Origin of the sequence: Runella sp. SP2 (assembly GCF_003711225.1) — a bacterium.
In the GTDB taxonomy this organism is placed as follows: domain Bacteria; phylum Bacteroidota; class Bacteroidia; order Cytophagales; family Spirosomataceae; genus Runella.
The window spans coordinates 4,613,694-4,629,619 of the sequence record NZ_CP031030.1; the positions used below are offsets into that span (position 1 = coordinate 4,613,694).

At 44.8% G+C, this 15,926-nt stretch carries 20 protein-coding genes; 18 read left to right on the plus strand and 2 right to left on the minus strand.

Features of this window, described 5'->3' with window-relative positions; translation table 11 throughout:
• The first annotated feature begins 225 nt into the window (after positions 1 to 225).
• The 18 genes from DTQ70_RS18380 (at position 226) to ruvA (ending at position 14,047) form a co-directional block, all read left to right on the plus strand.
• Complete coding sequence (locus DTQ70_RS18380; RefSeq protein ID WP_164490103.1) at positions 226 to 705, plus strand: redoxin domain-containing protein; 480 nt, start codon at positions 226 to 228, stop codon at positions 703 to 705.
• 79 nt (positions 706 to 784) lie between these two features.
• Positions 785 to 2,809 (plus strand): NAD(+) synthase, encoded by a 2,025-nt coding sequence (gene nadE, locus DTQ70_RS18385; protein WP_122932163.1) that lies wholly within the window; start codon positions 785 to 787, stop codon positions 2,807 to 2,809.
• 238 nt (positions 2,810 to 3,047) lie between these two features.
• Positions 3,048 to 3,497 carry a methylglyoxal synthase gene (locus DTQ70_RS18390; protein WP_122932164.1) on the plus strand — a complete coding sequence of 150 codons (450 nt, stop codon included), beginning with the start codon at positions 3,048 to 3,050 and terminating at the stop codon, positions 3,495 to 3,497.
• 44 nt (positions 3,498 to 3,541) lie between these two features.
• Positions 3,542 to 4,108, plus strand: coding sequence for an aminodeoxychorismate/anthranilate synthase component II (locus DTQ70_RS18395; protein WP_122932165.1), 567 nt, complete (start codon positions 3,542 to 3,544; stop codon positions 4,106 to 4,108).
• 4 nt (positions 4,109 to 4,112) lie between these two features.
• Positions 4,113 to 5,093: a bifunctional heptose 7-phosphate kinase/heptose 1-phosphate adenyltransferase gene (locus DTQ70_RS18400; protein ID WP_122932166.1), complete on the plus strand. Its 981-nt coding sequence runs from the start codon at positions 4,113 to 4,115 to the stop codon at positions 5,091 to 5,093.
• 16 nt (positions 5,094 to 5,109) lie between these two features.
• Entirely contained in the window at positions 5,110 to 5,529 is a 420-nt protein-coding gene (locus DTQ70_RS18405) for an element excision factor XisH family protein (protein ID WP_122932167.1), read from the plus strand.
• Entirely contained in the window at positions 5,517 to 5,855 is a 339-nt protein-coding gene (locus DTQ70_RS18410; protein WP_122932168.1) for a XisI protein, read from the plus strand. Before DTQ70_RS18405 ends, DTQ70_RS18410 begins: the two co-directional genes overlap by 13 nt.
• A 49-nt stretch (positions 5,856 to 5,904) precedes the next feature.
• The gene (hemC, locus tag DTQ70_RS18415; protein WP_122932169.1) at positions 5,905 to 6,828 is read left to right on the plus strand and encodes a hydroxymethylbilane synthase; all 924 of its coding nucleotides are present in this window, start codon (positions 5,905 to 5,907) and stop codon (positions 6,826 to 6,828) included.
• Between the two features lie 25 nt (positions 6,829 to 6,853).
• Entirely contained in the window at positions 6,854 to 7,843 is a 990-nt protein-coding gene (gene trpD, locus DTQ70_RS18420; protein ID WP_122932170.1) for an anthranilate phosphoribosyltransferase, read from the plus strand.
• Positions 7,844 to 7,891: 48 nt separating this feature from the next.
• Positions 7,892 to 8,491: a Uma2 family endonuclease gene (locus tag DTQ70_RS18425; protein ID WP_122932171.1), complete on the plus strand. Its 600-nt coding sequence runs from the start codon at positions 7,892 to 7,894 to the stop codon at positions 8,489 to 8,491.
• A complete protein-coding gene (gene trpC, locus DTQ70_RS18430) occupies positions 8,491 to 9,297 on the plus strand; it encodes an indole-3-glycerol phosphate synthase TrpC (protein WP_122932172.1) in 807 nt (268 codons plus the stop codon). The genes DTQ70_RS18425 and trpC overlap by 1 nt, the downstream gene beginning before the upstream one ends.
• A 54-nt stretch (positions 9,298 to 9,351) precedes the next feature.
• Positions 9,352 to 9,993, plus strand: coding sequence for a phosphoribosylanthranilate isomerase (locus DTQ70_RS18435; RefSeq protein WP_122932173.1), 642 nt, complete (start codon positions 9,352 to 9,354; stop codon positions 9,991 to 9,993).
• A gap of 11 nt (positions 9,994 to 10,004) precedes the next feature.
• Positions 10,005 to 11,201 (plus strand): tryptophan synthase subunit beta, encoded by a 1,197-nt coding sequence (gene trpB / locus DTQ70_RS18440; RefSeq protein WP_122932174.1) that lies wholly within the window; start codon positions 10,005 to 10,007, stop codon positions 11,199 to 11,201.
• Between the two features lie 21 nt (positions 11,202 to 11,222).
• A complete protein-coding gene (locus DTQ70_RS18445; RefSeq protein WP_122932175.1) occupies positions 11,223 to 11,873 on the plus strand; it encodes a DUF2306 domain-containing protein in 651 nt (216 codons plus the stop codon).
• Positions 11,873 to 12,751, plus strand: coding sequence for a hypothetical protein (locus tag DTQ70_RS18450; protein ID WP_122932176.1), 879 nt, complete (start codon positions 11,873 to 11,875; stop codon positions 12,749 to 12,751). The genes DTQ70_RS18445 and DTQ70_RS18450 overlap by 1 nt, the downstream gene beginning before the upstream one ends.
• A gap of 73 nt (positions 12,752 to 12,824) precedes the next feature.
• Complete coding sequence (locus DTQ70_RS18455) at positions 12,825 to 13,025, plus strand: hypothetical protein (RefSeq protein WP_028524266.1); 201 nt, start codon at positions 12,825 to 12,827, stop codon at positions 13,023 to 13,025.
• Between the two features lie 101 nt (positions 13,026 to 13,126).
• Entirely contained in the window at positions 13,127 to 13,453 is a 327-nt protein-coding gene (locus tag DTQ70_RS18460) for a Dabb family protein (protein ID WP_409050431.1), read from the plus strand.
• 3 nt (positions 13,454 to 13,456) lie between these two features.
• Positions 13,457 to 14,047, plus strand: a complete 591-nt coding sequence (ruvA, locus tag DTQ70_RS18465) for a Holliday junction branch migration protein RuvA (protein ID WP_028524264.1) — start codon at positions 13,457 to 13,459, stop codon at positions 14,045 to 14,047.
• Between the two features lie 38 nt (positions 14,048 to 14,085).
• Here ruvA and DTQ70_RS18470 read toward each other — a convergent pair whose 3' ends face one another.
• A complete protein-coding gene (locus DTQ70_RS18470; RefSeq protein WP_122932178.1) occupies positions 14,086 to 15,048 on the minus strand; it encodes an MlaD family protein in 963 nt (320 codons plus the stop codon).
• 28 nt (positions 15,049 to 15,076) lie between these two features.
• Positions 15,077 to 15,862: an N-acetylmuramoyl-L-alanine amidase gene (locus tag DTQ70_RS18475; protein WP_122932179.1), complete on the minus strand. Its 786-nt coding sequence runs from the start codon at positions 15,860 to 15,862 to the stop codon at positions 15,077 to 15,079.
• Between the last annotated feature and the right edge of the window lie 64 nt (positions 15,863 to 15,926).

The window sequence follows — 15,926 nt, forward strand, 5'->3', positions numbered from 1 at the left end:
AACTGATAATCAACAAAGTTTATCTAAAAACAAGCCTTATCTCTACGACAGGGCTTAGTTGTTGGCGAAAAGTTAGACAAAAAAGTCAGGCAAAAACAGGCTTATCCAAATTATTTGTACTTTTAAGAACGAAAGATTCTACTGAATGTTTTGCAAAGTACTGTATCTAATTTTGGGATAATTAACGACGACTTTAAGATGGTTTGGTCAAAGTTGGTTTTATTCATGTCGTTCTATCTTTGTGGGTTAGCGGCTCATTCTCAGGGACGTTTGTTCGTTTTTTATGATACCGAGTGTCCAATTTGCCAAAAAACCACCAAACGATTACAAGAAATGTACGATAAATATGGCCAAAACGTTGCGTTTACGGCTGTTTTTTCAACCAAGTCCCTTAAAAAGTCGGAAATAAAAGCTTTTGCCAAAGAATACCAATTTACATTGCCCTACGTAATAGACCGAAAACATAAGCTGGTCAAACGGTATGACGCACGCACGACCCCCGAGGTTGTACTGCTTAATGCCCAAGACCAAGAAGTGTATCGCGGGGCGGTTGACAACCAATTTTTTGGACTTGGGAAATACCGTCCCAAAACCACTGAGTTTTATCTTCAAAATGCTTTAGAGGCACTTACCAGCGGGAAGGCAATCTCACCCACACGTACTGAACCTGTCGGTTGTTTGATCAACCGTAGAAAAAGTGATTAAAAGTTTTAGTGGTTAAGACGCTGATAAAAAGGGACAACTTTGCACCTTTGCAGGGATTTTATAAACCATTCTTTCTGCTATGTCTATCATTAAAGTAGCCGCAGGCACCATCAACACCACTCCTTTAGCGTGGGAGTCGAATCGTAAACATATCGTAAGTGCGATTGAAGACGCTCGCCGACAAGAGATTAGCTTGCTTTGCTTGCCCGAATTATGTATTACAGGCTACGGTTGCGACGATGCTTTTTACAGCGCCAATACCCTTACTCAGGCCATCGAAAGTTTGCACGAAATCGTTGCGCATACGGCAGGTATTGCCGTGGCAGTGGGGCTTCCTTTGCGGTTTAATAACAAATTATATAACACGGCCTGTTTGATTGTAAACAAACGTATTCTTGGGTTTGCGGCAAAACAACACTTGCCCAACTACGGGCTTTTTTACGAAGACCGTTGGTTTCACCGTTGGCCTGCGGGCTTACGCGACGAGGTCAAAGTAGGTGATTTTTCGTATCCTATTGGCGACTTGATTTTTGATGTATCAGGTATCAGAATTGGATTTGAAATTTGTGAAGATGCGTGGGTGGCTCAGCGCCCAGGCCGTTTGCACTTTGACCGAGGCGTTGACATCATCCTCAACCCTAGTGCCAGCCCGTTTGCTTTCCAAAAATTCATAACCCGCGAACGGCTGGTGATTGACGGCTCTCGTTCGTTTTCGTGTAGTTATGTATATACCAATCTACTTGGCAACGAAGCTGGCCGCCTTCTTTTTGACGGCGATGCCATGATTGCCAGCGATGGTACGTTGTTGGCATCAAGCCCACGGTTTGGCTATGCCGATTACTACATTACTTCGGCGGTCATTGATACTGATGTCACCCGACTTTCTCATTCGCAAATAAAGTCACCCGTTGCTGGCGGTAATTGGAAAGTAACGGATACCTTCCAGTGGCACGAAGTAGCGCCCGCGTATCAAACAGCGGAGTTAGAGCCATTTGAACGTGGCGGGTATTTAAAGGAAGAGGAGTTTGCGCGGGCAGTATGCTTGGCGCTGTTCGATTACCTGCGCAAATCCCGTTCGTATGGTTTTACGGTATCGCTTTCGGGTGGTGCCGATTCTTGTGTTTGCGTGGCATTGTGCGGTTTGATGATTCGACTGGCGGATGAAAGTATTGGACTCGAAGCGTTCAAACAAAAATTGGGGCATATCAAAAAAATTCAACAAGAAACGACTGTAGAGGGTATCGCGAAGCAGTTGATTCATAGTATTTATCAAGGGACAGAAAACAGTTCTACGGATACCTACGAATCAGCGGCAAGTTTGGCACAGTCGATAGGCGCGACCTTCCACCATATCAATATCAATGGACTTGTAGAAACTTACAAAGGGCTTATTGAGGAACAAATAGGTCGTGACCTTACGTGGGAGCAAGACGATATTCCGTTGCAAAATATCCAAGCGAGGGTACGTGCCCCGAGTGTGTGGCTGTTGGCTAACTTGTACGGACATTTGCTGTTAGCAACTTCCAACCGTTCCGAAGTTGCAGTCGGTTATTGTACCATGGACGGAGATACAGCGGGAAGTATCAGTCCAATTGCGGGGATTGATAAATACTGGTTGCGGCAGTGGTTGGTGTGGCTCGAAACCATTGGTTGCCACGTCAAAGGGCATCATATCAAAGTGGAAGGTTTGCAAAAAGTAAACAGCTTGCAACCCACCGCCGAATTACGTCCGAAAGAACGAATGCAAACCGACGAGAAAGACCTGATGCCTTACGAGGTGTTAGATGCAATTGAGGAAGTAGCGATTCGAGACAAGAAGTCACCCGTTGACTGTTTCCGTAGCATGGAGGTTCGTTTTGCCGAAAAGTATTCTCGCGAAACGTTGTATGCGTCGGTGGATCGTTTCTTCAAATTATGGAGTCGTAATCAATGGAAGCGAGAACGCTATGCCCCAGGTTTCCACTTGGACGATTACAGCCTCGACCCGCGCGCTTGGTGCCGTTTTCCGATTCTCTCGGGAGGGTTTGAGAAAGAACTCGAAGAGCTTAAAACCTATTTTGAGGGGAAGAATGCTAAAGCTCGTAAGGGGAAAATTGGGTTTTAGAAGAGGAGGATACAACATGAAGCCGCAGTGATTTTATAAACACATAGAAAATAGTAGGCGGTCTTTTGTGTGCTATGTAAAAATTCTATCTGGACTATGTGTTTACCTTTTCCTTGTCACCTAAAAAGTTGCGTATCCCCCTTTTTAAACACATAGAACATATGAGAATAAACACATAGAAAATAAAGAATTTAACCGAATGGGCCTTTAACTCTGTAACGAATACTGATACGACAATATGCAAACCCGCCTTACTCCAGCCCGAAAGCGAATTGCGCTTGTGGCACACGATAACAAAAAAGCCGAACTCATTGAATGGGCGGTGTACAACAAAGCCACGCTGGGACGCCATCAGTTGTTTGGCACAGGCACTACGGGCCGCTTGCTCGAAGATGCCCTTGATGTCCACGTAACGCGCCTGCTTAGTGGCCCGCTTGGAGGTGACCAGCAGATTGGGGCAATGATTGCCGAGGGGCGCCTTGATGTATTGATTTTTTTCTGGGATCCTATGTCGGCGCAGCCGCACGACCCCGACATCAAAGCGCTTTTGCGTTTGGGGGTACTTTGGAACATTCCCATGGCTTGTGACCGTATCACTGCCGACTATGTTCTCACGTCCCCATTGATGTACCAAGAATATGAAACCATCTTGCCCGACTACGACTCCTATCTTAAACGGAAGGTTTGAGGTACGGACGGAATTGGGTACTTTTGCCACAAATAGCTATTACTATGAAAATTTTGGTTCTTGATAATTACGACTCTTTCACCTACAACTTGGTGTATATTCTTCGTGAGTTGCACGATGATGTGGAAGTACACCGCAACGATAAAATTGCGCTAGAAGAGGTCGCCAACTATGATAAAATTTTGCTTTCACCTGGCCCAGGCATTCCGTCAGAAGCAGGAATTTTGCAAGATTTAGTACGCACTTATGCACCCACAAAGAGCATCATGGGGGTATGTCTAGGGCATCAAGGCATTGGGGAGGTATTCGGCGCTAGTCTCAATAATATGTCGGATGTGCTTCACGGAATCAGTGATAAAGCCATTGTGACAGATACCAATGAGCCTTTGTTCAAGGGACTTCCTTCGTCGTTTCAAGTAGGACGATACCACTCGTGGACCGTTGTAGGAGAAACCGTACCTGATACCATGACCATCACGGCCGTGGATGAAAATGGCCAAGTAATGGCACTTCGTCACAATACGTACGATGTGCGTGGGGTACAATTTCACCCTGAGTCGGTGCTAACGGAGCACGGAAAACAAATGCTACAAAATTGGCTTGCTATTTAATCGTATGACTATTGACCAACTGTTTGATTCTTTTAACCAACTGCGCGTACTGATTGTAGGAGATGTGATGTTGGATGCCTACGTGTGGGGAAAGGTGGAGCGAATCTCTCCCGAAGCACCTGTTCCTGTGGTAGTGGCTCAACGCCGCGAATACCGCTTGGGAGGGGCAGGGAATGTAATTTTGAACATACACGCGCTCGGCGCTGAGCCCATTATTTGCTCAGTAGTGGGACAAGATACGGAAGGCCAAAATTTACTGGGTGAATTGACAAAACGTCATTTGCGTACGGATGGAATCTTACAAAGCCCCGACCGTATTACAACCATCAAAGAACGTATCATTGCGGGTTCGCAGCAGGTGGTTCGGGTGGACACCGAAACCGATAAAGTAATTACGTTGGAAGAACAAGCGCAACTGATTGAGAAAGCCAAAATGCTCTTGCCCGAATGTCACGTAGTGCTTTTTGAAGATTACGACAAAGGCGTTTTGTGTCCTAATGTCATCAAAGAAATTACGGATGCGGCCAATTTACTAGGCATTCCGACGGTGGTTGACCCCAAAAAACGCAATTTCTTGGCTTACCAAAATGTCACTTTGTTCAAACCCAATCTAAAAGAGTTGAAAGAAGGACTGAAAGTAGAGTTTGATGTACGCAACGAGGACGAACTGAAAGCTGTCGTGAAAAAACTACGCTATGAACTCAACGCCAAAGGAGCATTTATAACACTCTCGGAGCGAGGCGTGTATATTGATTATTTGGAACAACAACACCGCGTCCCAGCGCACCAACGCGAAATTTCAGACGTGTCAGGAGCGGGAGATACTGTAATTAGTATTGCGGCTTGCGCGGTGGCATTGGGGGTTGCCCCAACGACGGTGGCTGAGCTTTCCAACCTAGGCGGTGGACTCGTTTGCGAACACGTGGGGGTAGTGCCGATTGATAAAGAAATCCTGAAAGCGGAGGCGAAGAAGAGTTTAGGGTAGAAGGAGGGGGTTAACAATGGCAAAGGATATATTTCATCAGGCTGTAAGAGTGGCCCTTGAAAAAGAGGGGTGGAGCATTACACATGATCCTTATACAATCAATATACCTGAATTTCGCCCAAAACAAGATATTGATTTGGGCGCAGAAAAAATGTTTGCGGCAGAGCGAGGGATTCATAAAATTGCTGTTGAAGTTAAAAGTTTTTTGAACCCTTCATTGGTCTATGATTTTCATACTGCGCTAGGACAGTATATGAATTATTTGATTGGGCTACGTAAACAAGAACCAGAACGAATCCTGTACTTGGCGATTCCTTCCCATGCGAATCGAGCCTTTGAAAGTTTAGGAATGATAATAGAAGCGATAGAAACCTATCACATTAGGCTTATTGTTTATGATGCAAGCGAAAAAATGATAGTATCATGGAAAAACTAACGCAGTATAGAGAGGCCATCGTGGGTTTGCTAAAACAGTACGTTCATAGTCAACCACAAAATAATATTGAGGAACACCTCCTTACCGATTTTGAACACGGCCATTTTCAAGTATTACGTTCTGGATGGGCTGATAAAGATACATTTCGTCTAGGTATTTTAATTCATATTCAATTAAAACCGACTGGAAAAGTGTGGATTTTAGCCAATTGGACAGAAGATGATATTGCAAATGCCTTAGTAGAACAGGGAGTTGAACGCAATGATATTGTGTTAGGATTTCAACCTGAATTTATACGCTCCTACTCGGGTTATGCTATAGCATAAATTTTACATTCAGTAATAAATACTTATTTACTCAGAACGGAAGTTATTCATGCACATAAAAATCGGAACACGTGGAAGCCGTTTGGCCCTTTGGCAAGCGTATTACGTCGAAAAATCACTCCAACAGGGAGGGCTTTCGACGGAGATCGTCATCATTGAAACCAAAGGAGACCAAATCCTCGACCGCTCGCTTTCTAAAATTGGAAGTAAAGGGGTTTTTACCCAAGAACTTGAAGACCAGCTTCGCGACGGTCGCATTGATATTGCCGTTCATAGTGCCAAAGACTTGCAGTCGGAGCTGGACGAAGACCTTGAGCTGATTGCTTTTACCGAGCGTGAACGCGTAAACGATGTGCTTGTAAGCCACAACACAACGCTTTCATTAAAAAGCGGAGAGGCATTTGTGGTGGGCACTTCTTCGACCCGTCGAGTGGCGATGTTGAAACATTTTTATCCCCACATCAAAACGGTGGATATGCGTGGAAACCTCCAAACGCGCCTTCGTAAGTTAGAAGAAGGGCAGTGCGATGCGATTTTGCTGGCCTATGCAGGCGTACACCGTATGGAATACGATTCGCTGATTTGTGAACACTTACAGCTTGATGAATTTACGCCTGCGGTGGGGCAAGGAAGTGTGGCGATTGAATGTAGTTCTACCATTGCCCCAGAAAAAAAAGAAAAGTTACGAGAGCTCCTTAATCACCCTGCTACTGAAGCGTGCCTGTTGGTCGAACGTGCCTTTTTGAGACGTTTGCAAGGCGGCTGTAGTGTGCCTGTATTTGGACTAGCAACGCACCAAGCAGATGGGTTGAGCATCACAGGTGGTGTTGTAAGCCTTGATGGGCAAACGTTGTTGAAACATACCGTAACGGGAGATACTTCAGCGCCAGAATCGATAGGCGGCGAATTGGCCGAAAAGCTATTGGCCGAAGGGGCGGCCGAGATTCTAGCCCAAATAAAACAGAATTTGTAAACAGAAAATGAGGTGCCAGACCGATATGAAAGCAACCCTTAACCACCTACTGAACTACCAAACGCTCGACGAACCAACCGCTTATCAGACGCTTTTGGGCATTGGCCGTGGAGAATATAATGCTTCTCAAATCGCTAGTTTTCTGACCGTTTTTGCGCTTAGAGGCATTACAGTAGAAGAGCTAACTGGCTTTCGTAAAGCGATGCTCGATTTACTTCTTCCCGTCGATTTCTCGGAGTTTGATGCGATGGACGTATGCGGTACGGGTGGGGATGGTAAGGATACGTTCAATGTATCAACCCTTTCGGCATTTGTTGTCGCAGGGACAGGGCAAAAGGTAGCCAAACAGGGCAACCATGGTGTATCATCGGCCGTAGGGTCATCGACGGTACTGGAGTATTTGGGAATTAAATTTACCAACGACATTGATTATCTCCGTCGGAAAATGGAAACGGCAGGCATTTGCTATTTACACGCGCCGCTCTTTCACCCTGCCATGAAAAACGTCGCTCCCATTCGTAAAGAGCTGGGAATAAAGACATTTTTCAATATGCTGGGGCCGATGATTAACCCTAGTTTTACACCTAAACAAATGGTGGGGGTATTTAGCCTTGAACTAGCTCGTCTTTATGCGTATCTTTATCAGCAGTCGGACATGAAGTACCTTATTGTTCATTCGTTGGATGGCTACGATGAAGTATCATTGACGGGCGATTTTAAGATTATTACGGCACAAAATGAGCAGATTCTCGTACCAGCCGACTTAGGACTAAAGACACTCAAACCTGAAGACCTGTTTGGAGGGGAAACATTAGCAGATTCGGCGGCGATATTTCTCAATGTATTGAATAATGAAGCAACAGCCGCCCAAAAAGAGGCCGTGTTGGCCAATGCAGGTTTGGCTCTTTTTGCCGCTGATTCTACTTTGTCGTTAACTGATGCGGTAGCCATGGCCCGAGAATCGTTGGAAAGCAAGCGAGCGCTGGCGGCGTTCAAAACGTTGATTGAAGACTAAGTAGCGTACTTTGGGTTACTTATAACCCAAAGAAAACTTGTATTTCTTATGAGTGTGATGACATTTGAAGAATTAGACCTTAATGGTACTTACTCCTACGCCGATTATTTAAAATGGACGTTTGAGGAACGTTTGGAGCTTATCAAAGGCAAGATTTTTAACATGTCGCCTACACCCGCGCGGCGGCATCAAAAAATTTCTCGGCAGTTATTTACTCCTATAAGCAATGTCCTTGATGGAAAAAGGTGTGAAGTATATTCGGCTCCTTTTGACGTGCGACTTACACCGCTAAAAGGTAAAAAACGCGCGGATAATCAAATTTACACCGTTGTTCAGCCTGATATTTGTGTGATTTGTGACATTGATAAACTCGACGACCGTGGTTGTATTGGTGCTCCTGATTTAATCATTGAGATTTTATCGCCAGGAAATACCAAAAAAGAAATGCGCGACAAATACGAAGTTTATGAAGAAAATGGCGTGAAAGAATACTGGTTGGTAGAACCCAACGATAACGCTATCTTTGTGTATGTACTCAATGACGAAGGAAAATACATTGGCTTACGGCCTTTTACAGAAGACGACGTGATAACGACAAGTATCTTACCTGAGCTTGAAATATCGGTCGCCAAAATTTTTGAACCCTAATGAATATTCTTGACAAAATAGTAGCCCACAAACGTACCGAAGTTGCCGACGCGAAAAGTCGGGTGACTCTTGCCCAACTGGAACAAGCTCCGCTTTTTGGTCGCCCCACGCTCTCGCTCAAAAACGCCCTCACCGCCGACGGCGCTTCAGGAATTATCTCCGAGTTTAAGCGCAAATCTCCTTCTAAAGGTATCATCAATGACCGCGTTCAGCCCGAAATCGTGACCCAAGGGTACGTGGCAGCGGGTGCGAATGGGTTGTCAGTACTGACCGATACCGATTTTTTCGGTGGAACGTTTGAGGATTTTGGCAAAGCACGCGCTGCCAATCCAACGACGCCCATGCTTCGCAAAGATTTTATGATTGACGAATATCAGTTATGGGAAGCCAAAGCCATCGGCGCCGATGTGATTTTGCTCATTGCGGCTTGTTTGACTCCTGACGAAATTAGCTATTTAGGACAAAAAGCCCACAGCCTCGGTTTGGAAGTACTGCTAGAGGTACACGACCGCGAGGAATTGGAGCAGAGCTTATGCGAGCACGTGGACATGGTGGGAGTAAATAACCGAAATCTTAAAACATTTGTCACATCAGTTGAAACATCGTTGGAATTAGCGCAACTTATTCCCGATGATTTCGTCAAAATATCCGAAAGTAGTCTCAAAGATGCCGATACAATCTTGCAGTTGCGAGCGGCTGGTTATCAAGGCTTTCTCATTGGAGAAACGTTTATGAAAACCGAAGACCCTGCCGCTGCCTTGCGCGGTTTGGTCGCTGAGATTACGTCAAAAACACAATTTGCTTAATAGCCGACGTAATAGTTAACCTTTTAATGGTGCCTGCGCACTTTTTGCCTTATGATGAAAATTAAAGTTTGTGGAATGCGTGACACGGCTAATTTGGCCGAATTGCTGGAGTTGAAACCTGATTTTATCGGATTTATTTTTTATGACAAATCACCTCGTTTCGTAGGGGAAAGCCTCGATGAGGAATTTATCAAAAATATCCCCAAGACCAGTAAAAAGGTAGGAGTTTTTGTCAACGCCAACCCTGACTTTATCCTTAGACAAGTAAAACGCTACGATTTACAATTTGTGCAGCTCCACGGAAACGAAACCCCCGACGCTTGCCGAACCCTCAAAAGCAGAGGTATCAACATCATCAAAGCATTTTCGATTGACGAATCGTTTAACTTCAACAGCCTCAATAATTACACCCCGCATTGTGAGTATTTCTTGTTCGATGCGAAGGGAGCACAACCAGGCGGAAACGGGGTAACGTTTGACTGGAATACGTTGAAACGTTACCAAAACGATAAACCTTTCTTCCTAAGCGGTGGTTTATCTTTAGAAAATATACAGCAAGTCGCAGAACTGGGCATCAAAATTTTTGGATTGGATGTCAATAGTAAATTTGAAATTGAACCTGCGTTTAAGGATATTGAAAAACTAAGACAACTCTTCGAGCTGGTTCGACCCGCCGAAGAAGAAATCGAACTTTAATAGCACGACAAATGGCAACAACGTCAGTAAGCTCACCCTTCCAAGTCAACGAACGCGGTTATTATGGCCAGTTTGGAGGGGCATACATTCCCGAAATGCTTTATCCAAACGTGGAAGAGCTTCGCGAAAACTACCTTCATATCATCGCTCAACCCGATTTTCAAGAAGAGTTTCAGGCACTTCTTCGCGATTACGTGGGGCGTCCTACTCCGCTGTATTTGGCCCAACGCCTTTCTGAAAAATACAACACAACTATTTATCTCAAACGGGAAGATTTATGCCACACAGGAGCGCACAAAGTAAATAATACGATTGGGCAAATTTTGTTGGCGCGTCGCTTGGGTAAGAAAAAGATTGTGGCCGAAACGGGTGCGGGGCAGCACGGCGTGGCAACGGCCACAGTCTGTGCATTGATGGGTATGGAGTGCATTGTGTATATGGGGGAAATTGACATTCAACGCCAAGCCCCAAACGTGGCTCGGATGAAAATGCTCGGCGCCGAAGTACGCCCAGCAACGAGTGGCTCTAAAACCCTCAAAGACGCGACCAACGAAGCCATGCGCCACTGGATTAACAATCCTACCGATACGCACTACATCATTGGTTCGGTCGTGGGGCCACACCCATATCCCGACATGGTAGCGCGTTTTCAATCGGTGATTTCGGAAGAAATTAAAAAACAGTTGCTAGAAAAAACGGGCAGCGAACTCCCCGACTACGTCATTGCTTGCGTAGGTGGAGGTTCCAACGCCGCAGGAGCATTTTATCATTTCTTAGACGATACTTCGGTACAATTGGTGGCGGCAGAAGCTGGCGGCCACGGTATTCAGTCGGGCTTGTCGGCCGCAACCACGTTTTTGGGTAAAATTGGGGTATTGCACGGTAGTAAAAGCATTCTGATGCAAACCGAAGACGGCCAAGTAGTTGAGCCTCATTCTATTTCAGCAGGTTTGGATTACCCAGGGATTGGGCCATTGCACGCGCATTTGCACGACAGCAAACGGGCGCAGTTCTACGCCATCACCGACGACGAATCAATTGTGTCGGCCATGGAACTTGCCAAATTAGAAGGTATTATTCCTGCCCTCGAAAGCTCACACGCTTTAGCGGTGCTTCCCTACCTAAAAGCAGCTTCCAACGAAACAGTAGTGATTAATCTCTCAGGTCGTGGCGACAAGGATTTGGCTACGTACATGAAGTATTTATAGAAAATGAAAGGGTAGTTGAATATGCGTTTTTCTCGATTTTCTCCTACCCTTTTCTTCCTCTCCGTTGCGGCATTTACCATCCTAATGCTCACGAAGGTAATTCCCTACCTAAGTTTTGAACCAGAAATAGACTTCTTGACGACCAAAACCGACCGAGTTTTGGCAAAAAAAGATTTCCAAGTGGGGTTCTACGTCCATATCCTAAGTAGTTGGTGGGTGATGGGAATCGGCCTGTTGCAATTCATTCCAAGTTTTGTAAAAAAATATCGCCGTTTGCACCAAACCCTTGGAAAAGTTTACGTATTTTCGATACTGTTTTTGGCCGCCCCATCGGGTTTTGTACTGGCACTGTACGCCAACGGCGGCTTGCCTGCCAAAGTAGGATTTTCGTTGCAATGCCTTGTATGGTGGCTAACTACCCTCGTCGCTTGGTATGAAATTCGTAAAAACCAGTGGCAAAGGCACGTAGAATGGATGATGCGCAGCTATGCCGTAACACTGGCCGCGATGAGTTTGAGGGTAGGAAGCTACGTAATGGTGTATTTTTTAAGTACCAAACCCATTGAAACATACCTGACGGTCACGTGGGCATCGTGGGTCGTTAATTTGATAATTGCAGAAGTTTTGATTTATAATAACCTTGGTAAGTACCTAATCCATAAAATTCGTTGATGCGCTTCTTTTTAAACAAAGCTTTTTTCCTGGGCTTCGCTGCTCTTACTTGGTATGGGTGTGCCCGCAATACCAACGAGAACTCAAAACCTACGGCCGTACCCGTCAAACTCGTGACGCACAAAGAAGCCGTGGATTCACTGCGAAAAGACACGACCGCCCCATTGAAAGCATTGATTGTTAGCCCACTTTCGGAGAAACAATTGGCAAGTTTTTTTGGAGAACATGATATTACGCCGTTGTTATTTATGACTGATGCCGAAGGCGGATATGCCAACCGTTTTGACGGTTTCTATGGTGCGGATCACTATCGAATTGAGTTTTATTTCTCTGAAGTTCGCCGCGATTCGTTGAACCCAACGGTCTATTATGTAAAAGGAAAAAATCGCTATAAAAAGAATATTACGCCTTTTGAAGGAACGCTGACGTTTGATAAGCTTGCGACCTTCAAAGACCCCAACCATAACGAAGAGCACTACGAAAGCGATGATTTTGCATTACGAGAAGCTTATTCGGCCCAAGCGACGTTTGAGTTAAAAGAAAATTCAATTTTTAAGGGTTCTGGTGTGTTTTCTGGAAAACTGTTTTTGGATTTTTATGAACACAAAAACGGTGGTATCGATTTATGGTACTATTCTCAAAATGCGCCCGCACAAGGGAGTGGCTTTAAGTTTGAAGGGAATTGGCGCAACTACAAAACCAATCAGACCAAGCCTGTCGTCTGGGCAAAGGATCTGTTCATCTTTGCCAACGATATTTTAACCGATTTTTCTATTGGTGAACGCGACGTCGAAATCAATAAAAAATACCGCCACCTCGGCTGGGACAATTACTGGGAAAACGACGAATGGTGGCACGATACCCCCACAATTCAATAAAGTCATCGAACTTTTTCCGCCTGATTCGGATTGACATTTAACCACATTATCCATTTATACTCCTACTATTACCATGGCAACATTAACCCTAATGGAAGTTTCAGAAATGAGACTCAAGCTCAAAAACCTTGAAAATCAAGTTGCTTCGGGCGAATTATCGCTGTTTGACCGTTGCGAAATTGAGGACGAGATTTTGGAATTGAAAGAACAACTTGGCGATTTTGAACGTAGTGTTTTTGATAACACAGGCGAGTGTATCAACTGCTCTGGGTAGATTTTGAGGTTTTGCAACTTCCCTACTAAACACAGAACAGATATTTACACATGAAAAAAACATTCTTAGCCCTATTTTTAGCATTATTTACTTTTGGCGCTATGGCACAATCTTCTTCCGACAAGGTACTTCGTCACGTCGTTTTATTTAAATTTAAAGACGGCACCACGGCCGAGCAAGTAAAAAAAGTAGAAGATGCTTTTCGTAAACTTCCTACCCAAATCAAAGAAATCAAAGGATTTGAGTGGGGAACTAACAATAGCCCCGAAGGTCACGACCAAGGTTTTACGCATTGCTTCTTCTTGACGTTTGCGTCGGAAGCCGACCGTGCGGTCTATTTGCCTCACCCCGACCACAAAGCTTTTGGGAAAGTCTTAGGACCTTACCTCGACAAAGTATTGGTGGTTGATTATTGGACTCAAAAATAAACCATGATAGCTTACTTACACGGTAAACTTGCTCATAAAGACCCCGCCTACGTCATCATCGACGTAGGCGGCGTTGGTTATGAAGTAAAAGTATCTCTCCAAACCTTCGGGGCACTGCCCAATGTAGGAGATGCCTGCAAAATTTATACTTACCAACAAATCCGCGAAGACGCCCACACGCTGTATGGCTTTGCCGAACCTACTGAAAAGACCTTGTTTTTGGACTTGGTGAGCGTATCGGGCGTAGGGTCAGCAACGGCGTTGATTATGCTTTCGTCATTGTCGGCACCCGAAATCAAGCAGGCGATTGTCAACGAAGACGTGAAGTTGATTCAGACCATCAAAGGAATTGGTGGAAAAACGGCTCAACGCGTCATTATTGACTTGAAGGATAAAATCAAAAAAGAGGGTTTAATAGCTCCTCAGCCCAATGTCTTTATGGCAGCCAACAGCCAAGTGCGCAGCGAAGCGCTGGCGGCTTTGGTCATGTTGGGGATTCCAAAGCCTACCGCCGAGAAGAGTGTCGATACCATTCTAAAACGCGAAGGCGACCAAATCACCGTCGAACAACTCATCAAATTGGCGCTTCGCTAGTGCCTAGCAATACGTCTTTTATACACCAAAAGGCTCCGCTAGTACTTCAACGTCGTATCGGCGGGGCTGTCGGCGGGGCCTTTGTCTTTTTTACCAAAGACCGACACATTCACGTAGCGTTTAGGATATTGACGGAAGTTGGTCATCAGTTTGTTTACACTCACAATCGTACGATTGATATTATCGTACAATGTTTGGTCTTTCAACAACTTCCCTGCCGTTCCTTGGCCTTGCTCAAGCGCAGTAAGTGATTTTTGAAGCGTAGCTACGGCCGAATTGGCTTGTGCGATTGTTTCACCCAAACGAAGCGCTTTCAACGAATCAGTCGTTGTTTTTAGATTCCCCAAAATTGGCTTAAAACTCTTTTCCGTCTCAATCAAAGAGGCCGAAAGTGCATTGACATTGGCCAAAGTAGCCGCAATGGCTTGACGATTTTGCGCAATCGTAGCATTAATCCCCGAAGCTGTTTGGTCGGTCGTCGTAAGTAGTTTATTCAATACATACCCCGTTTGGTCAAACTGCTTTACGATACGGTTCAAATTGATGATGAGCGAATCGGCATTCTTTACCACGGGCAAGGCTTGTTCTTGGAGCAACGCCTGAATCCCCTTTTCTGAATCAGCCATTAGCGTATCTCCTTGCTGAAGTTGTTTGCCGCCCGTCGCAATTTGAAGCATCAAGGCACTTCCACCCAACAACTCCGACGTCAGCATTACTTTAGAACCTTGGGTCAGCAATACATTTTTCTGAATTTCCAGGGTTACCAATACTTTATTACCACGGTCGGTCATTAGTTCAGTACTTTTTACCTGCCCTACTTGTACTCCGTTGAGTTTGATGGGGTTCGATGGCTGAAGTGAGCCCACGTTGTCATATACTACAAAATATCTGTATTTGCTCGAAAAGAAATCAGCACCTTTTAAAAAATTAAACCCAAAATAGAGCATCGACAACGCAACAATTGCCATCAACCCTACTTTTGCTTCCTTAGAAATTTTCATGAATGTGAATCGTTGATTGTTTTTATGACTACCGATCTTCTACTTCTTGCTTGTATTGCTTAAACGCCCGAAAAATAGCTTCCGCTATTTCGTCTTGGCCGTCGTCTGAATTGAGGTATTTTTCTTCCTGTGCGTGGCTAATAAACCCTGCTTCCACCAACACACTCGGCATGGCTGTTTGCCAAAGTACCATAAAACCCGCTTGTTTTACGCCACGGCTGTTGCGATCGGCATATTTTTGAAATTGGCGTTCAATTTTTCCCGCAAAACTCAGGCTACTCGCGATGTAAGCATTTTGGCGATTGGCCAACATAATATACGCCAGTGGAGAATTGGGGTTAAAACCTTTATAGCGCTCTTCGTAATTTTGCTCTAATAAGATACTGGAGTTTTCGCGTTTTGCGACTTCCAAGTTTTCATCCGACTTGTGCAGCCCCATCACGAAGGTCTCCGTTCCAGCTGGACTCTTTTTGTTTTTGGGCAAAGAGTTACAGTGAATTGAAATAAACAAATCAGCTTTACGACGATTGGCGATATTGGAACGTTCGCTCAAATCAACAAACTTATCCGAAGCGCGCGTCAGAATTATTTTCACTTCTGGCATTTCAAGTTTTATTTTTCGCGCCAGCCGCATTGTTATGTCCAAAACAATGTCTTTTTCTTTGGATATTTTTCCTTTGGCTCCCGTATCCTTTCCCCCATGCCCCGCATCCAACACGATAACATCGATACTCCCATCGGAGTCCGATTTGAAAGTAAAACTACAAAAAGTGATCCAACCAAGCAGTAATCCTATTTTGAACGTGTTCAACATGAGTGGTTCTTTAAGTTTATGGCTTATTGTGAATGAGTAAGAGAGGGTATTCGACCATAAATAA